Genomic DNA, 18,709 nt, shown 5'->3' with positions numbered 1-18,709 from the left:
AATCAGGTTCTTTATTGGCGATAGTTTTTCCTTGAACAAGGGAATATAGGGCGACAATTAAGCATGGTTACCCCACGTTTTGATGGTGTCGAACTCTTTCTGCAGATTGTTGAAAGCGGCAACCTCACCGAAGCCGCCGAACGCCTGAACCTCACGCGTTCTGCGGTAGGCAAGGGCCTGGCGCGCCTGGAGGCACGCCTGGGTACTTGCCTGTTACAGCGTTCCACCCGGCGCCAGCGGTTGACCGAGGACGGGCAGGCGTACTACGAGCATTGCCTGCGCGCATTGGCAGAGCTGGAGGCCGCCGAGTCCGTGCTGGAAAGCGGCCGCCAGCAACCTCGTGGGCGTTTGAGAGTGAGCGTGCCCCTGGCGTTTGGGCATCACTATGCCGCGCCAGCGTTGTGGGCCTTGCTGGATCGTTATCCGGAACTGGAAATCGACCTTTGTTTTTCCGACCGCATGATCGACTTGGTGCAGGAGGGCTTCGATATGGCCGTGCGCATCGGCCCGTTGCCCGACACCGACCGCCTGAGTGCACGGCGCCTGGGTCAGCAGGTCATGGGGCTGGCAGCGTCGCCTGCGTATTTGCAGCGCAAGGGTGCTATTGGCAGTATCGAAGACCTGGCCGCTCATCGTGGCATTGCCTACCGCAGCAACACCGCGCAGCGCTCGCGCCTGGCTTCGCCGTTGATCGTGGACGACCTCCAGGCGGTAGCCGATGCCGCCATCGCGGGCGTAGGCCTGGCCTGGTTGCCGAGTTGGTTGATTGCCCACTATGCGCTGCGCGGTCAGTTGCAGGCCGTGCTGCCCAGCTACCGTGAGCAACCTGCGCCGATCCATGTGATCTGGCCGACGGCGGCGCATATGCCGGCCAAGACGCGGTGTGCCATTGACGCGTTAGTGGCGGCCACCCCCAGTTGCCTGGCGGGTAGTTAGCCCCATTCAATCCTAAACACACCGAGAATCAACTGTGGGAGGGGGCAAGCCCCCTCCCACAGTTGGATGTGTTGCAGTCTGCAGATTGCAGTCAGAACGCGATAGAAGTCTGCACATACACCGTACGCGGCTCACCCACGTACTTGCCCTTGTTGTTGTCGTCGAACGAGCGGGTGTAGTACTGCTTGTTGAAGATGTTCTTCACCCCCACCGCCACATTCAAATCCGACAACTGCGGGCCGAAGTCATAGGCTGCGCGGCTGCTGAAAAGCATGTAGCCGGGGATGCGCCCATTGGCACCGTCGGCGCTTTCGGCCTGGGTGTTGGCGTTGTCGGCGAACTGGCTGCTCTGGTAGCTGCTGTCCACATTCAGCTTCCAAGGGCCTTCGGTGTAACCCACGCCGAGGGTGCCTTTGTGCTTGGAGGAGAAGGGCACGCGGTTGCCTTTGTTCGGGCCGTCTTCGCGAATGGTCGCATCCACATAGGCGTAGGTGGCGTAGACATCAAACCCCGCCAGCGCCGGGCTCAGGCCGTCGAGGGCGTAGTTGATGCTCGACTCGATGCCCTGGTGACGCGTTTCACCGCGTGCGATCACGGTGTCGTTGGTCTGGTTGCTGTCGTACTGGTTGTCGAAATTGATCAGGAACGCACCGATTTCCGCGCGCAGATTGCCGTTGTCATAGCGCGTGCCGAGTTCCCAGGTGCGGGCTTTTTCCGGTTTCACTTCGCCACTGTTCACACGGTTGGGCATCTGGCTGTACTGCACGCTGCCGAACGAGCCTTCGGTGTTGGCATAAAGGTTCCAGTCGTCGGTGAGGTGGTAGAGCACGTTCAACGCTGGCAGTGCGGTGTTGTAGTCGCCCTTGTATTTGACGTTGCTCAGGTTGTTGGTCTGCTGGGACTCGATCATCTCGTAGCGAATGCCTGGGGTGATGGTCCACTTGCCGATGTCGATGCGGTCGTCGATGAAGAACGCATTGGCTTCGGTGCCGCCGCGCGTGTCGCGGTCGTTGCGGCTGTTGGTGGTGGGGATTTGCTGGTTGGCGGCAATCGGCGTGCGGTAGCGCAGTTCGTGGCCGGCTTCATTGATGTAGCGGTAGCCCACACCCACTTCATGGCTGGTGGGGCCGAGGTCGAAGCCCTGGGCGAAGCGCGTTTCCAGGCCACGTACCCAATATTCCCGTGGCGACAGCGACAGGAAGCTGCCTTGGTCCAGGTAGCCGCTGCGCAGGGTCTTGGTGAAGAAACTGTTGACCGTGAATTCGCGGCGGTCCTGCTCGTAGCGATAGCCCACATTGAACATCGTGCGGCGGCCCCAGAACTTGTCATACGGGCGGGTGGACTGGTACGGATCAGCCTTGTAGTCCTTGACGTTCAAACCGCCCGGCATGTCGGCCTGGCCTTCGTAGTACTGCGCCATGGCGTTGAAGCTATTGGCGTCGTCCAACTGGTATTTGCCCTTGAGGATCAGGTCGTCGATGCGCGTGTTGCTGTTTTCGCGCCAGTCGCCGCCGCGGGTGCCGGAGTACAGCAGCGCGCCACCCAACCCATTGTCGGCGGTGCCGCCAGCCAGCAAGTTGCCGGTGGTCTTGAAGCCGTCGTGGCTGGAGGAGGGGCTGGTCTCGGTCTGCAAACCACCCTTGACCGTCGGCGCATCCGGGATGGCACGGGTGACGAAGTTGACAATGCCGCCCACGTTTTGCGGGCCATAGCGCACCGCACCGCCGCCACGTACTACATCCACCGCGTCCATATTGCCCATGCTGATCGGCGCGAAGGAGAGTTGCGGCTGGCCGTAAGGCGCGAAGGGCACCGGGATGCCATCCATCAGCACCGTAGAGCGCGACGCCAGGCGCGGGTTGAGCCCGCGAATGCCGAAGTTCAGCGCCATGTCGTGGCTACCGGTGCCGTTGTTGTCCGGGGCGTTGACGCCAGGGATGCGGTTGAGCACATCGCGGGCCTGGGTGGCGCCCTGGCGTTCGAATTCTTCGCGGCGGATCACATCACGGGCGCCGGGGTGCTCGAACACATTGGTTTGCGCCGCGTCACCGAGCCAGTCGCCGACCACGTTGGATGTCTGCAACTCCAGGGTGGCGGGGGCGCCGGCCGGTTGCAGGCTGTAGGCGTTATCACCCTCGGCGCGGGCTTGCAGGCCGGTGCCTTCCAGCAGTTTTTGCAAGCCCTCGGCAGCGCTGTAATTGCCCGACAGCCCCGGGCTTTGCATACCGACTGTCACTGCGGAGCCGAAGGACACCAGTACGCCGGCTTCACGACCGAATTGATTCAGAGCCGCTTCCAGGGTGGTCGGTGCAATGTGGTACGCCTTGGCGTCGGCTGCCATCACCGCCGGCAGTGCGGTCAGGCTGAGGCTGGCGCCGAGCAGGAGTTGGCGCAGTGTACGGGCGAGAAGCGTCGGGTGCTGGGGCATGAAGGGCGGTCCTGAGAAGGAAGGATCAAGGTGGCTTTCCTTCTCTGTCACGCCAGGTGCGGAAAACGGCTCACACAAAAGTAAAATAAATTCAGACCCGTGCCTGCACGGTCACCCAATAACGGGTAAAGCGCCGCACTTTCACCGGCAGGCTGATCTCCAGCAGGTCGAGGATGCGTTCGCTGTCATCCAGTGGGTAACTGCCGGACAGCAGCAGGTTGGCGACTTGTGGATCGCAATGGAGCTGGCCGCGACGGTAGCGTCCCAATTCATTGAGGAAGTCTTCCAGGCGCATGTGTGCGGCCACCAGCATGCCGTCGGCCCAGGCGCCGCTGTTGGCGTCGGTAGGGCGCGGGGTGTCCCAGCCTTTGCGGGTGAAATTGACCTGGTGCGCGGCGTCGACGCTCAGCGGCAGGCCGTTGTAGCGGTTGGGCATCACCTCGACCTGGCCGGCCAGTACCGCCAGTTGGGTGTGGTCGTTGAACTGGCGCACAGTCAAGCGCGCTGCCTGGCTGCTGAGCAGGCCCTGGCCGGTCAGCACGTGCAACGGCGTCTGGCCTGCACGGGCGGTGAGCAGGATTTCACCTTCAAGCAGGCGCACCAGGCGCTGTTGGCCGTCGAAATGCACATCCACCGCGCTGCCGGTGTTGAGCTGCAACTGGCTGCCGTCGGCCAGCTGTACTGTGCGGCGCTGGCCCACCGGGCTGCGATAGTCAGCCGTCAGCGGCGGCAGAATATGTTGCTGGCGCAGGCTCCAGGCGGCGGCCGAACCGGCACCCAGAATCAACAGCAATTTAAGCGCCTGACGCCGGCTGCTGGAGGTGGGCGCGTTCAACGCCGCGTGGGCCAGGGGCGAGGGCACGCCGCGCAGGCGTTGGTTGACGCGCTGGATCTGCTCCCACGCGCGTTGGTGTTCGCTGTGGGCATTCAACCATTGCTGCCAGGCCGCCTGCTGGCGTGGGTTGAGCGCGCCTTGCTGCATTTCCAGCAACCAGTGCACGGCTTGTTCGGCGACTTGGCTGGAGACGTTCATAGGGCGAAGTAGCAGCGCATGGCCGCTTTGGTCAGGTGGCGTTTGACCGTGGCGATGGAGATGCCCAGTTGCGCGCCGATTTGCGCGTAGGTCAGGCCGTCGAGTTGGGCCAGCAGGAAGGCGCGTTTGACCTGCTTGGGCAAGCCGTCGAGCAGTTGGTCCAGTTCCAGCAGGGTCTGCAGGATGATTGCGCGGTCTTCTTCCGACGGTACCACGTGTTCGGGCATCTGCGCCAAGGCCTCGAGGTAGGCGCGCTCCAGGTCCTGGCGGCGGTAGAAGTTGAACAGCACACGCTTGGCCACGGTGGTGAGGAAGGCGCGCGGCTCGATCAGCGTTGGCGCTTCCCGGGCACTGAGCACGCGGATAAAGGTGTCCTGAGCCAGGTCGGCGGCGTTTTCCGGGCAGCCGAGCTTGCGTCGCAACCAGCCGGTGAGCCAGTGGTGATGGTCGTTGTACAACACTTCGACGGGGTTGGACGGCTGCAACGCGATCACTCCACAAGCATTCGACATGCTTTAGAGAACAAGAATTGTTCGCATTGTAGGGTGCATAACAAGGTTCGGCAATCGGCCAAGGCAGGTGATTCATCCGTTCTCTTTTGCTTATGAGAATATTTATCATTAATATTGCGCGCTGATGAACCAGGCGCCTGCCGCATGAAAAGCAAAACCTCATTGCCCGTGTCCTACCGCCTCGCCGTCACCTCGCGCGTGCTGGCGGCGGTGATTGGCGGTTACCTGATGGCTTCCCTGGCCGCCATTTGCCTGGCGCTCTGGCTGCCCACCTCCCGTGCCGATGCGGTGGTCACCGGCATGATGAGTTCCTTTGTGTTCTACCTGCTGGCGGTGCTCTGGTGTTTTGCCTGCCGCACGGCGTGGCGCGCCTGGGCAGGGGTGATGGTGCCGAGCGCACTCTTGGCCACCCTGGCCGGCATCGGTTTTTGGATGGCTCGCACATGAAAGAGGGCTTTCGCCAGGCCATGGCCTGGCTGCACACCTGGGCAGGCTTGATCTTCGGCTGGCTGCTGTTCGCGATTTTCCTGACCGGCACCCTGGCTTATTTCAAAGATGAAATAACCCACTGGATGCAGCCCGAAGTGCAGGCCCATCCCCTGGACGATGGGCGCAGCCTCGCCGTCGCGCAAAACTATCTGCAACAGCAGGCGCCTGCCGCCGCACGCTGGTTCATTACCTTGCCGAACCGCCGCGACCCCGGCTTGTCGGTGATGTGGCAAGACAAGGTCGAGCCCGGCAAGCGCGGCACTTTCATCCAGAAAGTCCTCGACCCGGTCACCGGCCAACCGGTGCAGGCCCGGGAAAGCAAGGGCGGCGAGTTCTTCTATCGCTTCCACTTCCAACTGCAAATGCCTTACCCGTGGGGCCGCTGGCTGTCGACCATCGCTGCCATGGTGATGTTCGTCGCGCTGATCACGGGCATCATCACCCACAAGAAAATCTTCAAGGACTTCTTCACCTTCCGACCGCGCAAAGGCCAGCGCTCCTGGCTGGACGGGCATAACGCGGTGGGTGTGCTGGTGCTGCCATTTCACCTGATGATCACCTACAGCAGCCTGGTGATTTTCATGAGCATGGTCATGCCTGCGCCCATCGTGGCGTCCTACGGTGAAGACAGCCGGGCGTTTTTCAGTGAGCTGTTCCCCGCTACTGACAATGCGCCGGCCCTCGGCCAGCCGGGCAAACTGCTGCCGTTGATGCCGATGTACCAGCAGGCGCGGGGGCAGTGGGCGGGTGGTCATGTAGGGCGTGTGGCGGTCAACAACCTCGGCGATGTCAACGCCTCGGTCAATGTATTCCGCGCCGGCTCCGACAGCGTAGTGCATGCCTCGGGCAGTACGTTGTCGTTTAGCGGCACCACTGGCGAGCTGTTGCGGGCCAGTGCCGATCCATCGTTGCCAGCGGTCGTTGGTGGCAGTTTCTACGGTTTGCACATGGGCCATTTCGCCGGTCCGGCGCTGCGCTGGCTGTACTTTATCTGCGGCCTGGCGGGCACGGCGATGATCGGCACAGGCTTGGTGATCTGGCTGGGTAAACGCCAGCTCAAACACGCCAAGGCCTCGGTGATGCCCTTTGAACTGCGTTTGGTGGAGGTGCTGAATATCGCCAGCATGTCCGGATTGATGATCGCCATTGCAGCGTTTTTCTGGGCCAACCGCCTGTTGCCGGTGAGCTTCACCGAGCGTTCGGACTGGGAAGTGCAGGCGTTCTTTATCGCCTGGGGCCTGAGCCTGTTGCACGCCTTGCTGCGGAGCGGTCGCCAGGGCTGGGTCGAGCAACTGAGGCTCGGCGCGCTATTGTTTGCCGCCATTCCATTGCTTAACGCCATCACCACCTCGCACCACTTGGGCGTCTCCGTGCCAAGTGGCGACTGGGCCATGGCCGGCTTCGACCTCACCTGCCTGGCGAGTGGCGTGTTCCTCGCCTGGGCAGCCTGGAAGATGCACCACCGCAGCGCGCCGCTACCCAAGGCTGAGCGTGCCCGCGGGTTAACACTCAAGCAGCAGGCCAACTGATGCTTCTGGCGCTATTGATGTGCTACGCCGGGTTCATGGCACTGTGCTTGTCCACCGACCGTCACCACGGCGAACTGCTGCACAGCAAACCCACGCCCATTCGGCGCTTGGGGTTGCGGGTGGGCGGTTGGTTGCTGCTGGGCGTGTCGATCTGGCCGTCGGTGCTGGGCGCCGGTTGGAGTCAGGGCCTGGTGGAGTGGTGCGCGGTGTTGATGCTCAGCGCCTTGCTACTGGTGTTGCTGTTGCCGTATCGGCCGAGGCTGGCCTTGAGCCTCGCGGGGCTCGCTCTTTTGGCCAGCCCTGTTGCGGCGTTCGCCCTCTCTTGAGCCGGCCATGAGGACCCAACCACCGCAATCTCCTCAGAACACTCCGTACCCGGATGCAGCGGGTGGACGCGCGCATTTCCTGCAGGTGTTTTTGTCCCAGCGCTCGCAAATGGAGGCGTTGGTCAGCCGCCGTGTGGGTTGCCGCGCCACGGCAGCCGACCTGGTGCAGGATCTGTTCCTGCGCTTCTGGCGTCGCCCGCTGGTGCAGGTCGAAGAGCTGAGCACCTACCTGCTGCGCTGCGCCGGCAACATCGCCATCGACCACCTGCGCAGCGAAAGCGCACGGGCGCGCAGCAGCGAAGGCTGGCTACCGGAACAATCCGACCACCAAGGCTGCGAACCCCAGGCGGCGCTGGAGGCGGGCAATGATCTGCGTCATGTGGAAGCCGCCTTGCGCAGCTTGCCCGAACGCACCCGCCAGATTTTTCTGCTTAACCGCATCCACGGCCGCAAGTACGCCGAAATTGCCAAGGCCATGGGCCTGTCCCAAAGCGCCGTGGAAAAACATATGATGCGCGCCCTCGAAGCCTGCAAGGCCAGCCTTCGCGAACCATCGCCTCCACGCACGCCAGGGAACGCCCCGTGAACGTCACGCCCACGCCCGCCCAGGAACAGGCCGCGCTCGATTGGTTGTGCCTGCTGCATGACCAGCCCAGCAGCGGCGACCAGGCCACGTTCAGCCGCTGGTTACGCGCAGATCCCGCACACGTCGAGGCATACTCCCAAGCCCAGGTGCTCTGGGAATTAAGCGAAGTACCGGCGCGGCAACTGGCCGATGAGGACGCGCTCGCCTTGCAGGGCTACCTCAACACGATCAACGCCTCCAAACGCCCCCGGGTAGCGCGTTGGTCTGGTGCCTTGGCCGTCGCTGCCTGCCTGCTGCTGATGGTGTCGATGGGCGCCGGTTGGCAGCCGTCACGCTGGGTCGATGAGTGGGGCGCCGATTATGTGACGGCGCCGGGGGAGGTGAAGACCTTCACCCTGGCCGATCAATCCAAGGTCACCCTCGACGCCGACAGTGCGATCGCCGTGGATTTCAGCCAGGGCGAACGGCACATCCAATTGCGCCGTGGTGCAGGTTTTTTCAGTGTGACCCACACCGGCCAACCCTTCGTGGTGGAGGCGAGCGGCGGTGAAACGCGAGTACTGGGCACGCAGTTTGAAGTGCGCCTGCAACCTGACGGCGCCGAGGTCACCGTGCTGTCCGGCCGTGTGGGCGTGACGCCCTCCAAACAGGGCCAGCAACAGGTGCTGACAGCAGGCCAGCAAGTGGCCTACGCCGATGGTATTGCCGACCCTTTGCATGGGGTCGACAGCGCCTCACGCCTGGCCTGGCGCGAGGGTTGGCTCAACTACTACAAGGCCCCCCTGGCCGATGTGGTCGAGGACCTGAGGCGTTATTACCCCGGTCGAATTCTTCTGCTTAACGAGGACATGGCCGCCAAACGCGTCAGCGGCAGCTTTCCGAACCAGGACCCTGTAGCGGTCTTGAACGCCTTGCAAGCGGTGCTGGGTTTTGAACAGCACAGCCTGTTGGGCCGCATGATTGTGCTGCGCTAGGCCTGCAGCGCCTTCATCGAACCTTCATCGCAATCGCCAAAACCTGTCACCAAACGGTTACACGTGCCATGGATCATCCCTGGGTTCCTGAACAAGTGGTCAGGAAGCTCGCATCTGCCCCATACAACACAACAATGTCAGTAAGGGATCTACACGTGAACCACAACACTCTTTATGCCCTGCTCCTCGCATCGGGCCTGGGCGGCTTTGCGCCGCTGGTTTTGGCCGATGATGCCCAGGATGTAGGCTTGGTGAACATCGCCGGCAAGCAAACTCTTGGCAGCGGCCACATGATTCTCGAAGAAAGTGCCAAGGCACGCTCGACGGTGACCAAGCAAGCCATGGACGAAATGTCGGCCACCGCCAACGCCATCGACAAGCTCAAGTACACGCCGGGCATCAACGTTTCCAGTGATGACGCCAGCGGCACCAGTGGCACCAGTTTTACCATGCGGGGCATGAGTTCCGACCAGGTCGGCGTCTCGGTGGACGGCGTGCCGATCAACGATTCGGGCAACTACAGTGTGTACTCCAATCAGTTAGGCGACCCGGAAAACCTGGCCGAAGTGTTCGCCACCCAAGGTTCCTCCGAGGCCGACGGCCCGCACATCGGCTCCAGCGGCGGCAACATTGGCATGATCACCATCCGGCCGAGCAAGGACGCCGGAGTTTTCGCCAAACAGATCGTCGGTGCCAACGCCCTGCGCAAGACCTTCGTGCGAGCGAACACCGGTGACTTGGGGGGCCTGAAAACCTGGGTGTCGGCATCCCACCTGGAAGGTGACAAATGGCGCGGCAAGGGCACTCTGCGCAGCGACAAAATCGAGTGGAGCAGCCTGTTCGAAGGGGATAACGGCAACTCCACATTGGCCACGATCAAGTACAACAAGCAGGAAAACTACAACTACAACAGCCTTAGCAAGGCGCAGTTCGACACCGAAGGACGGCGTAAGGATTACGCGCAAAGCCCGGTGTACAAGGCTGGTTTGCTGTCGGCGTCCTACAAGCTCAACCGCAACCCATTCGAAAGCGTCAACGCCACGCTGACCCAGCGCTGGCAACTGCAGGACAATTTGTCGCTGACGCTCACGCCGTATTACTACTGGGCCAACGGTGGCAGCTTCAGCGGCCAGACGGCTTCCAACCTGGGGCCCAGGTCCGACAAGGCCGGCAACTACGACCTGAGTAACCTGCAATCGGCCAACTATTACCGCCCTTCGTGGACCGAGACCTGGCGCCCTGGCTTCACGGCGAAAATGAAGTGGGACATCAACGAAGAACACAGCCTGGACTATGGCTACTGGTACGAACGCGCACGCCAGCGCCAGACCCAGCCCTTTATCGGCATTAACAACGAAGGTGCCCCCGACGATGTGTGGGGCGATTACAGCAGCGGCGGCCAGGTGGTCGACAAAAACGGCGCTACGGTCCAGGGCCGCCACTACTACACCGTCACTCCCGCGCAGAAGCTCTGGGTACAGGACAACTGGCAAGCCACACCGGACCTTAGTTTTGTTGGCGGCGTGGCCTACCAATATGTCGAGCGTGACGGCAACAACCTCGGCAGCCTGTACGACACGCCGGAAAAGCGTAACACCCGCTACCACCAGTTCCTGCCCAACTTCAGCGCCAAGTACCAGGTCGATGAAAGCAACCAGGCGTTCTACAACGTCACCCGCAATATGCGCACGCCGCCCAACTACGTGCTGTACAACAAGGGCGACTCCGTCAGCCTCAAGTCCGAGTTGAGCTGGAACCAGGAACTGGGCTGGCGCTACACCGAAGACGATATGGCCTTGAGTGCGACCCTGTTCTACATCAGCCTCAAGGATCGCCAGGTCTCTACCACCGACGCCAGCGGTGACTACATGGTGCTCAACGTCGGCACTGTCGATAACAAAGGCCTGGAGCTGGAATGGAGCGGCCTGTTGCCGCACAACTTCAATTACTACGCGTCCTATACGTACACCCAGTCTGAGCAGAAGGACGACCTGCTCAGCAAGAACGTGCTGCTACCAACCTCGGGCAAGCAATTGGCCAACGTGCCGGAAAACATGTTCAACCTGGTGTTCGGGTATGACGATTCGCGGTTCTACGGCAACATTGCAGGCAAATATGTCGGCAGCTTCTATGGCGATTTGACCAACAAGGAGAAGATCGAAGGCCGTACCGTGTTTGACCTGAATGCGGGTATTTATTTGCCGGTGGATAAGAAGGTCATCAAGTCGGCGGCACTGCGGTTTTCGATGCTCAACGTGTTCGACAAGGAGTACTTGAGCTCGGCGCGTACCGTGGCGTTCAACTCGGCGCCGGTCAACGGGCTGGGGGCGGGCACGGCGTATTACAACGTCGGCGAAGAGCGCACCGCGATGGTGTCTCTGGAAGCCAACTTCTAAGGCCACCACACAACCCAATGTGCAGAGCTGACGTGTGTGGGAGCTGGCTTGCCTGCGATAGCGGTGTGTCAGTCACCGGTATTGAACCTGTTACACCGCCATCGCAGGCAAGCCAGCTCCCACATTTGATTGCCTGTTACTTCAATGCGGCCATGATTGCTTCGGGGTCGTAGTCGCGAATCAAGGTGCCGTTTACATCCACAAACGGAATCCCGCCACCGCCCAGTGCCTCATACGCCTTGCGCGCCTGGGCATCCTTCTCGATATCGACGGCTTGGTACGGGATACCCTTCTGGTCCAGAAAACGCCGGATCTGCTTGCAGTACCCACACCACTCGGTGGCATAGAGCACCACCCGCGCAGAGGCACGTACGTGCTCGGGCGCCACCTGGGACGGGTTGAACAGCCGCTCCACCTTGCCCCAGTTCTGGATCGCAACCACCACCAGCAACACCAGCAGGACTTTCTTGAGCACCCCGCCCAGCATCAGTTACGGCGCTTGAGCTGGTCGGTCAGTTGGGTCGGCAGGCCCTTGATGATCAAGGTGCCGGCGGCTTCGTCGTACTCGATCTTGTCGCCCAGCAGGTGCGCTTCAAAGCTGATGGACAGGCCCTCGGCGCGCCCGGTGAAACGCCGGAACTGGTTGAGGGTGCGTTTGTCGGCCGGAATCTCCGGCGACAGGCCGTAATCCTTGTTGCGGATATGGTCGTAGAAGGCTTTTGGCCGATCTTCATCGATCAGCCCGGAGAGCTCTTCCAGGCCCATGGGTTCGCCGAGCTTGGCCTGGCTGCTGGCGTAGTCCACCAGGGTCTTGGTTTTTTCGCGGGCGGACTCGTCGGGCAGGTCTTCGCTTTCAACGAAATCGCTGAACGCCTTGAGCAGGGTGCGGGTTTCGCCCGGGCCATCCACGCCTTCCTGGCAGCCGATAAAGTCGCGGAAGTACTCCGAGACCTTCTTGCCGTTCTTGCCTTTGATGAAGGAGATGTACTGCTTGGACTGCTTGTTGTTCTGCCACTCGGAGACGTTGATACGCGCCGCCAGGTGCAGTTGGCCCAGGTCCAGGTGACGCGAGGGCGTCACGTCCAGCTCGTCGGTCACTGCCACGCCTTCGCTGTGGTGCAGCAGGGCGATAGCCAGGTAGTCGGTCATGCCTTGCTGGTAATGGGCAAACAGCACATGGCCGCCGGTGGAGAGGTTGGATTCCTCCATCAGCTTTTGCAGGTGCTCTACCGCCGTGCGGCTGAAGGTGGTGAAGTCCTGGCCACCGTCAAAGTATTCCTTCAACCAACCGCTGAACGGGTGCGCGCCGGACTCGGCATGGAAGAAACCCCAGGCCTTGCCTTGTTTGGCGTTGTAGCTCTCGTTGAGGTCGGCAAGCATGTTCTCGATGGCGGCGGACTCGGACAGCTCCGAGTCGCGGGCGTGAAGAACTGCGGGTGTGCCGTCGGGTTTTTTGTCGATCAGGTGGACGATGCAATGACGGATCGGCATAGGCTTCTCGGCTGGTTGAAGGGGAGCGGTTGGCCTCCCCGAAAAGTCGCCCAGTGTACCGCACCCATTGGTCAAGACGTGCCCCGAACGGCATTTTGCACGCCCTCCCACTGGCCATATGCCTTTTTTTCACGGTTTAGAGCGATAAAGCTGACCAAATGGGTATGTTGAGGCGGATATTTCCCCGTCTCTGTGCTAGTTTTGCCCCGTCTTACGCCAAGTCTCGGCGTTAAGCGTGCATTCAGCATTTGTCAGGTCGAACCAATCCCCGTTTCAAGCATCTATAACCCCGATCTCCGTGGTTATGGCCGGGGATGCCAGGCCATGACGGTCGGGCTCGACGGCTGACACTGCACTCTGCAATCCATATGAATTTGATAGGGAAGGAACACCACAATGGCTATTACTAAAGACCAACTGATCGCTGACCTGGCTGAAGCAGTAGACGCACCGAAAACTACCGTGCGCGCTCTGCTGGACCAACTGAGCCAAGTTGTTGCTGATCAGCTGGAAAATGGCGGCGAAATCACTCTGCCAGGCGTTGGCAAACTGAAAGTGACCGAGCGTCCTGCCCGTACTGGCCGTAACCCTTCGACTGGCGCTGCCATCGAAATCGCTGCCAAGAAAGTTATCAAGCTGGTTGTGGCTAAAGGCCTGACCGACGCTGTTAACAAGTAAGACGCAGCAAAAAAAAACCGTGCTTCGGAGTGATCCGGGCACGGTTTTTTATTGCCTGCGATTTGAGTGTAGAGCGCGGTTATTGTGGCGAGGGAGCTTGCTCCCGCTGGAGTGCGCAGCGCTCCCAGGATTTTAGGGCCGCTGCGCTGCCCAGTGGGAGCAAGCTCCCTCGCCACAATGATTCTTATCGAACCCAGCGCTGGCGCCAGATCTGCTGCTCGTTCTTGGTCTGGAATGTCCAGGCCACAAAGCGGCTCTGCTTCTGCCCCTGGGACATCTCCACCACCTGGCTTTCCAGCACGCCGGCTTTTTTCAGCGCGGTTTCGATCGCCGGCAGGTTGGACGCTTTGGACACCAGGGTGCTGAACCACAGCACTTTATGGGCAAAATGCGCGCTCTCGGCGATCAGTTGCGTCACAAATCGCGCTTCGCCACCTTCACACCACAGTTCGGCCGATTGACCACCGAAGTTAAGCACCGGCAACTTGCGTTTCGGGTCGGCCTTGCCCAAGGCGCGCCATTTACGCTCGCTGCCTTTGGTGGCTTCGTCCATGGATGCATGGAACGGCGGGTTGCACATCGTAAGGTCAAAGCGCTCACCCGGCTCCAGCAGGCCCAACAGGATCTGCTTGGGGTTGGGTTGCTGGCGCAGCTGGATGACCTTGCTCAGGTCGTTGGACTGCACGATGGCCTTGGCGGCGGACACGGCGATCGGGTCGACCTCCGAGCCCAGGAAGTTCCAGCGATACTCCATATAGCCAATCAGCGGGTACACGCAGTTGGCGCCCATACCGATGTCCAGCACCTTGACGATCGAGCCCCGCGGGATCTTGCCGTCGTTGACGCTGGCCAGCAGGTCGGCGAGGAAGTGCACGTAGTCGGCACGCCCCGGCACCGGTGGGCACAGGTAGTCGGCAGGGATGTCCCAATGCTGGATGCCGTAGAAAGACTTCAACAGTGCCCGGTTGAACACCCGCACCGCATCCGGGCTGGCGAAGTCGATGCTCTCTTTGCCGTAGGGGTTGATGATCACGAACTGCGCCAGTTCCGGCGTGGTCTTGATCAGCGCCGGGAAGTCGTAACGGCCCGTGTGGCGGTTGCGCGGGTGCAGTGTGGCCTCTTTGCGCGGCGCGACGGGTTTGGCCGTGGCGGCGGTTTTAGGCTTCTTGCGCGGTGGTTTGGGCGTAGTGGGGGCGGTCATGATGATTCTGGTGTTGGCTCAATGTGGTGGGCATTGTCACACATTCCTGAACACAACTCGGTCAAATGTGGGAGCTGGCTTGCCTGCGATAGCATCACCTCGGTCTGCCTGATACACCGAGTCGTCAGTCTCGCAGGCAAGCCAGCTCCTACAGGGATAGGGTTTTAATTGGGAAATGGTGTGGTTTTCCTGGACAAAAAAAAGAGGCCCGAAGGCCTCTTTCTCTACACGGTTTCCCCTTACAGGCTGGAAATTCGCGCATGTTGCTCCGCCAGCTTGCCCAAGGCCTGTTCAGCCTCGGCCAACTTGGCGCGTTCTTTCTCGATCACTTCAGCTGGCGCCTTGTCAACGAACGCCGCGTTGGACAGCTTGCCGCCCACTCGCTGCACTTCGCCTTGCAGGCGCGCAATTTCCTTGTCGAGGCGGGCCAGTTCCGCGCCCTTGTCGATCAGGCCGGCCATCGGCACCAGCACTTCCATATCACCCACCAACGCGGTGGCAGACAACGGTGCTTCGGCATCGGCAGCCAATACGGTGATCGACTCCAGCTTGGCCAGTTTCTTGAGCAGCGCATCGTTCTCGCTGAGGCGACGCTGGTCTTCGGCACTGGCGTTCTTCACGAACACGGCCAGCGGCTTGCCCGGCCCGATGTTCATCTCGGCGCGGATGTTGCGTGTGCCGAGCATCAGGGTCTTGAGCCATTCGATGTCGCTTTCGGCGGCCTCATCGATGCGCGCTTCGTTGGCCACCGGCCAAGGTTGCAGCATGATGGTCTTGCCTTCGATACCGGCCAGCGGCGCCAGGCGCTGCCAGATTTCTTCGGTGATGAACGGCATGAACGGGTGCGCCAGGCGCAACGCCACTTCCAGCACGCGCACCAGGGTGCGACGGGTGCCGCGCTGGCGTTCGACCGGCGCGTTTTCGTCCCACAGTACCGGCTTGGACAGTTCCAGGTACCAGTCGCAATACTGGTTCCAGATGAACTCGTACAGGGCCTGTGCGGCCAGGTCGAAACGGAACTGGTCGAGCTGGCGGGTCACTTCGGCTTCGGTGCGCTGCAACTGCGAGATGATCCAGCGATCCGCCAGGCTCAGCTCATAGGCTTCGCCGTTCTGGCCGCAGTCTTCGCCTTTGTCCAGCACGTAGCGCGCCGCGTTCCAGATCTTGTTGCAGAAGTTGCGATAGCCTTCGACGCGGCCCATGTCGAACTTGATGTCGCGACCGGTGGAGGCCAGCGAGCAGAAGGTGAAGCGCAGGGCGTCGGTGCCGTAGCTGGCGATGCCGTCGGCGAATTCGTCGCGGGTCTGCTTCTCGATCTTTTTCGCCAGTTTCGGCTGCATCAGGCCCGAGGTGCGTTTCTGCACCAGGGTTTCCAGGTCGATGCCGTCGATGATGTCCAGCGGATCCAGGACGTTGCCCTTGGACTTGGACATCTTCTGGCCCTGGCCGTCGCGTACCAGGCCGTGTACGTACACGGTCTTGAACGGTACCTGCGGGGTGCCGTCTTCGTTCTTCACCAGGTGCATGGTGAGCATGATCATCCGGGCAACCCAGAAGAAAATGATGTCGAAGCCGGTGACCAGCACGTCGGTGGAGTGGAATTTCTTCAGGAACTCGGTCTGCTGCGGCCAGCCCAGGGTCGAGAAGGTCCACAGGCCCGAACTGAACCAGGTGTCCAGTACGTCGTTGTCCTGTTGCAGCGCGATGTCCGCGCCGAGGTTGTGCTTGGCACGCACTTCGGCCTCGTCGCGGCCTACATAGACCTTGCCCGATTCGTCGTACCACGCCGGAATACGATGGCCCCACCACAGCTGACGGCTGATGCACCAGTCCTGGATGTCGCGCATCCACGAGAAGTACATGTTCTCGTACTGTTTGGGCACGAACTGGATGCGGCCATCTTCCACGGCGGCAATCGCAGGTTCTGCCAGCGGCTTGGTGGACACGTACCACTGGTCGGTCAGCCACGGCTCGATCACGGTGCCGGAGCGGTCGCCCTTCGGCACTTTCAGGCCGTGGTCGTCAACGCTGACCAGCAAACCGGCAGCGTCGAAGGCAGCTACGATCTGCTTGCGCGCTTCAAAACGGTCGAGGCCTGCGTATTCGGCCGGGATCTTGCCGTCGATGCTGTCGTTGAGCGTGCCGTCCAGGTTGAACACCTGGCAGGCTGGCAATACGGCGGCATTTTTGTCGAAGATGTTCAGCAGCGGCAGGTTATGGCGCTTGCCGACTTCGTAGTCGTTGAAATCGTGGGCCGGGGTGATTTTCACGCAGCCGGTGCCGAACTCAGGGTCGCAATAGTCATCCGCGATGATCGGGATACGGCGGCCAACCAGTGGAAGTTCGACGAATTTGCCGATCAGCGCCTGGTAGCGCTCGTCGTTCGGGTTAACGGCGACGGCGGCATCGCCGAGCATGGTTTCCGGACGCGTGGTGGCGACGATCAGGTAATCATTGCCTTCAGCGGTCTTGGCGCCGTCGGCCAGCGGGTACTTGAGGTTCCACAGGAAGCCTTTTTCGTCGTGGTTTTCCACTTCAAGGTCGGAAATGGCCGTGTGCAACTTGGTGTCCCAGTTGACCAGGCGCTTGCCGCGGTAGATCAGGCCGTCTTCATGCAAGCGCACGAAGGCTTCCTTAACGGCTTCGGACAGGCCGTCGTCCATGGTGAAGCGCTCGCGGCTCCAGTCTACGGACGAACCCAGGCGACGGATCTGACGGCTGATATTGCCGCCGGACTGGTCTTTCCATTCCCAGACTTTCTCCAGGAATTTCTCGCGACCCAGGTCGTGACGGTTCTGGCCGGTGGCTTCCAGTTGGCGTTCCACCAGCATCTGGGTGGCGATACCGGCGTGGTCGGTGCCCGGTTGCCACAGGGTGTCGCGACCCTGCATGCGGCGGAAGCGGATCAACGCATCCATGATCGCATTGTTGAAGCCATGGCCCATGTGCAGGCTGCCAGTGACGTTCGGTGGCGGAATCATGATGGTGTACGAGTCGCCCGCACCTTGTGGGGCGAAATAGTTCTCGGACTCCCAGGTGTTGTACCAGGAAGTTTCGATAGCGTGGGGCTGGTAGGTCTTATCCATGCGCGGCGGGACCCTAGTTGGCATTTATTCAGGAAAGCCGGCAAGTATAACGGGGGATAGGGGCGAGGGCGAGGCGAAGACGGTTAAGACCGATGCAGAATTAATGTGGGAGCTGGCTTGCCTGCGATGGCGGTGTCTCAGTCAGCATCTTCGGCGACTGATGCGCCGCCATCGCAGGCAAGCCAGCTCCCACAAGGATGGGGGGCACTTTCAGTTCTGGTATTGGCTGAGCAACCGCTCCATCCGCGCATCCATCCGACGCTTGATCTCGGCCTCGATATGCGGCGCAAAGTCATCGATCACATCCTGCATGATCAATTGCGCAGCGGCGCGCAGTTCGTTGTCCAGGTGCAGCAGCAGGGCGTCGGGGGCTTTTTCGGCGGCTGGAGCGGGTTCTGCAATCGCAGGTGCCGGCGCGGCAGGCTTGCCGCCGACCATGTCGAACAACAGCGGAATCTGAACCTCACCCTCGACCGTCTCGGTCAGCAGCGGCGGTTGCAGGTTGTCATCACCCAGCAACTGACGGATCGACTCCAGGTCATCCAGCAGGTGGTCGTCTTTTTTCAGCGGGTTGGGAGTGTCCATCATGTACTCAAAGTCGTTGTAGCCGGTGATCTTGCAGAGGATAGCCCTGTTCACGGTAGAAACGGAAACTCTCCCGCGCAGCCTGACGAATAGCCGGGTCTTCCACCACCACTTCCGCCACACGGGCGAATGCCTTGGCAAAGGCCGGTACTTTCAGGTCAAGGTTGACCAGCAGGTCATGGTGATCGCCGCAATTGTTTCCCAAACCCAGGACTACCAGGCTTTCGGGTTCGGATTCGGCGGGGCCGTGGGGCACGAAACTTTCACCCTTGAAGCGCCACAGGCGTGCATCCAGCTCATCGCGTTGGGCGGCATCGCTGCAATGCAGGTAGATGCGGTGGCCCATGCGCCAGGCTTTTTCGGTGAGTTTGCAGGCAAAATCCAGGCGCGCGAGAGGATCGGCGCTGGGCAATATATAGAAGTCGACTTGGGTCATTGCGGTTCCTGAGACCGGGGCGG

The 18,709-nt window shown here is 61.1% G+C and carries 17 protein-coding genes; 8 read left to right on the top strand and 9 right to left on the bottom strand.

What is annotated here, in order from left to right:
• Positions 1-63: 63 nt before the first annotated feature.
• Entirely contained in the window at positions 64-936 is an 873-nt protein-coding gene (locus tag GIV35_RS11730) for a LysR family transcriptional regulator (protein ID WP_236264855.1), read from the top strand.
• A gap of 91 nt (positions 937-1,027) precedes the next feature.
• Here GIV35_RS11730 and fecA read toward each other — a convergent pair whose 3' ends face one another.
• From fecA to GIV35_RS11715, 3 genes are all read right to left on the bottom strand, one after another.
• Positions 1,028-3,364, bottom strand: coding sequence for a TonB-dependent Fe(3+) dicitrate receptor FecA (gene fecA / locus GIV35_RS11725; RefSeq protein ID WP_105225860.1), 2,337 nt, complete (start codon positions 3,362-3,364; stop codon positions 1,028-1,030).
• A 91-nt stretch (positions 3,365-3,455) separates the two neighbouring features.
• Positions 3,456-4,397, bottom strand: a complete 942-nt coding sequence (locus GIV35_RS11720) for a FecR domain-containing protein (RefSeq protein ID WP_105225861.1) — start codon at positions 4,395-4,397, stop codon at positions 3,456-3,458.
• On the bottom strand, positions 4,394-4,882 hold the full coding sequence (locus GIV35_RS11715) for a sigma-70 family RNA polymerase sigma factor (RefSeq protein ID WP_223023306.1): 489 nt from the start codon (positions 4,880-4,882) through the stop codon (positions 4,394-4,396). The genes GIV35_RS11720 and GIV35_RS11715 overlap by 4 nt, the downstream gene beginning before the upstream one ends.
• Positions 4,883-5,053: 171 nt before the next feature.
• Here GIV35_RS11715 and GIV35_RS11710 point away from each other — a divergent pair, with 171 nt between their 5' ends.
• The 6 genes from GIV35_RS11710 (at position 5,054) to GIV35_RS11685 (ending at position 11,209) form a co-directional block, all read left to right on the top strand.
• On the top strand, positions 5,054-5,356 hold the full coding sequence (locus GIV35_RS11710) for a DUF3649 domain-containing protein (protein ID WP_014717062.1): 303 nt from the start codon (positions 5,054-5,056) through the stop codon (positions 5,354-5,356).
• Complete coding sequence (locus GIV35_RS11705) at positions 5,353-6,927, top strand: PepSY-associated TM helix domain-containing protein (protein ID WP_236264854.1); 1,575 nt, start codon at positions 5,353-5,355, stop codon at positions 6,925-6,927. Before GIV35_RS11710 ends, GIV35_RS11705 begins: the two co-directional genes overlap by 4 nt.
• Complete coding sequence (locus GIV35_RS11700; protein WP_105225864.1) at positions 6,927-7,253, top strand: DUF3325 domain-containing protein; 327 nt, start codon at positions 6,927-6,929, stop codon at positions 7,251-7,253. The genes GIV35_RS11705 and GIV35_RS11700 overlap by 1 nt, the downstream gene beginning before the upstream one ends.
• A gap of 7 nt (positions 7,254-7,260) precedes the next feature.
• Positions 7,261-7,839 carry an RNA polymerase sigma factor gene (locus GIV35_RS11695; RefSeq protein ID WP_236264853.1) on the top strand — a complete coding sequence of 193 codons (579 nt, stop codon included), beginning with the start codon at positions 7,261-7,263 and terminating at the stop codon, positions 7,837-7,839.
• On the top strand, positions 7,836-8,813 hold the full coding sequence (locus GIV35_RS11690) for a FecR family protein (RefSeq protein ID WP_213153271.1): 978 nt from the start codon (positions 7,836-7,838) through the stop codon (positions 8,811-8,813). The genes GIV35_RS11695 and GIV35_RS11690 overlap by 4 nt, the downstream gene beginning before the upstream one ends.
• A 155-nt stretch (positions 8,814-8,968) precedes the next feature.
• Entirely contained in the window at positions 8,969-11,209 is a 2,241-nt protein-coding gene (locus tag GIV35_RS11685) for a TonB-dependent receptor (RefSeq protein WP_236264852.1), read from the top strand.
• Between the two features lie 136 nt (positions 11,210-11,345).
• Here GIV35_RS11685 and GIV35_RS11680 read toward each other — a convergent pair whose 3' ends face one another.
• Positions 11,346-11,696 carry a glutaredoxin family protein gene (locus GIV35_RS11680; RefSeq protein ID WP_105225868.1) on the bottom strand — a complete coding sequence of 117 codons (351 nt, stop codon included), beginning with the start codon at positions 11,694-11,696 and terminating at the stop codon, positions 11,346-11,348.
• On the bottom strand, positions 11,696-12,700 hold the full coding sequence (gene yejK / locus GIV35_RS11675; protein WP_003171997.1) for a nucleoid-associated protein YejK: 1,005 nt from the start codon (positions 12,698-12,700) through the stop codon (positions 11,696-11,698). Before yejK ends, GIV35_RS11680 begins: the two co-directional genes overlap by 1 nt.
• Before the next feature lie 396 nt (positions 12,701-13,096).
• On the opposite strand from yejK, the gene GIV35_RS11670 reads away from it, so the two are divergent.
• Positions 13,097-13,378, top strand: coding sequence for an HU family DNA-binding protein (locus GIV35_RS11670; protein WP_003188840.1), 282 nt, complete (start codon positions 13,097-13,099; stop codon positions 13,376-13,378).
• Between the two features lie 184 nt (positions 13,379-13,562).
• On the opposite strand, the gene rlmF is transcribed toward GIV35_RS11670, so the two are convergent.
• The 4 genes from rlmF to GIV35_RS11650 form a co-directional block, all read right to left on the bottom strand.
• Entirely contained in the window at positions 13,563-14,579 is a 1,017-nt protein-coding gene (gene rlmF / locus GIV35_RS11665) for a 23S rRNA (adenine(1618)-N(6))-methyltransferase RlmF (protein WP_034128662.1), read from the bottom strand.
• Between the two features lie 239 nt (positions 14,580-14,818).
• Entirely contained in the window at positions 14,819-17,665 is a 2,847-nt protein-coding gene (locus GIV35_RS11660) for a valine--tRNA ligase (RefSeq protein WP_054897749.1), read from the bottom strand.
• Positions 17,666-17,875: 210 nt separating this feature from the next.
• Positions 17,876-18,250 carry a DNA polymerase III subunit chi gene (locus GIV35_RS11655; protein WP_198714873.1) on the bottom strand — a complete coding sequence of 125 codons (375 nt, stop codon included), beginning with the start codon at positions 18,248-18,250 and terminating at the stop codon, positions 17,876-17,878.
• 7 nt (positions 18,251-18,257) lie between these two features.
• Entirely contained in the window at positions 18,258-18,686 is a 429-nt protein-coding gene (locus GIV35_RS11650) for a DNA polymerase III subunit chi (protein ID WP_223023278.1), read from the bottom strand.
• Positions 18,687-18,709: the final 23 nt, after the last annotated feature.

The organism is Pseudomonas sp. PA-1-6B (assembly GCF_021609545.1).
GTDB classification, from domain to species: Bacteria; Pseudomonadota; Gammaproteobacteria; order Pseudomonadales; family Pseudomonadaceae; genus Aquipseudomonas; species Aquipseudomonas fluorescens_BV.
Note: the sequence above shows the minus strand (reverse complement) of the source record. Positions and strands in the feature narration are given on the sequence as shown.

Coding starts and splice junctions, on each gene's coding strand:
- GIV35_RS11700 (WP_105225864.1), top strand. CDS start 6,927: ATGCTTCTGGCGCTATTGATGTGCTACGCCGGGTTCATGGCACTGTGC.
- fecA (WP_105225860.1), bottom strand. CDS start 3,364: ATGCCCCAGCACCCGACGCTTCTCGCCCGTACACTGCGCCAACTCCTG.
- GIV35_RS11695 (WP_236264853.1), top strand. CDS start 7,261: ATGAGGACCCAACCACCGCAATCTCCTCAGAACACTCCGTACCCGGAT.
- GIV35_RS11660 (WP_054897749.1), bottom strand. CDS start 17,665: ATGGATAAGACCTACCAGCCCCACGCTATCGAAACTTCCTGGTACAAC.
- rlmF (WP_034128662.1), bottom strand. CDS start 14,579: ATGACCGCCCCCACTACGCCCAAACCACCGCGCAAGAAGCCTAAAACC.
- GIV35_RS11680 (WP_105225868.1), bottom strand. CDS start 11,696: ATGCTGGGCGGGGTGCTCAAGAAAGTCCTGCTGGTGTTGCTGGTGGTG.
- GIV35_RS11670 (WP_003188840.1), top strand. CDS start 13,097: ATGGCTATTACTAAAGACCAACTGATCGCTGACCTGGCTGAAGCAGTA.
- yejK (WP_003171997.1), bottom strand. CDS start 12,700: ATGCCGATCCGTCATTGCATCGTCCACCTGATCGACAAAAAACCCGAC.
- GIV35_RS11730 (WP_236264855.1), top strand. CDS start 64: ATGGTTACCCCACGTTTTGATGGTGTCGAACTCTTTCTGCAGATTGTT.
- GIV35_RS11720 (WP_105225861.1), bottom strand. CDS start 4,397: ATGAACGTCTCCAGCCAAGTCGCCGAACAAGCCGTGCACTGGTTGCTG.
- GIV35_RS11705 (WP_236264854.1), top strand. CDS start 5,353: ATGAAAGAGGGCTTTCGCCAGGCCATGGCCTGGCTGCACACCTGGGCA.
- GIV35_RS11650 (WP_223023278.1), bottom strand. CDS start 18,686: ATGACCCAAGTCGACTTCTATATATTGCCCAGCGCCGATCCTCTCGCG.
- GIV35_RS11655 (WP_198714873.1), bottom strand. CDS start 18,250: ATGGACACTCCCAACCCGCTGAAAAAAGACGACCACCTGCTGGATGAC.
- GIV35_RS11710 (WP_014717062.1), top strand. CDS start 5,054: ATGAAAAGCAAAACCTCATTGCCCGTGTCCTACCGCCTCGCCGTCACC.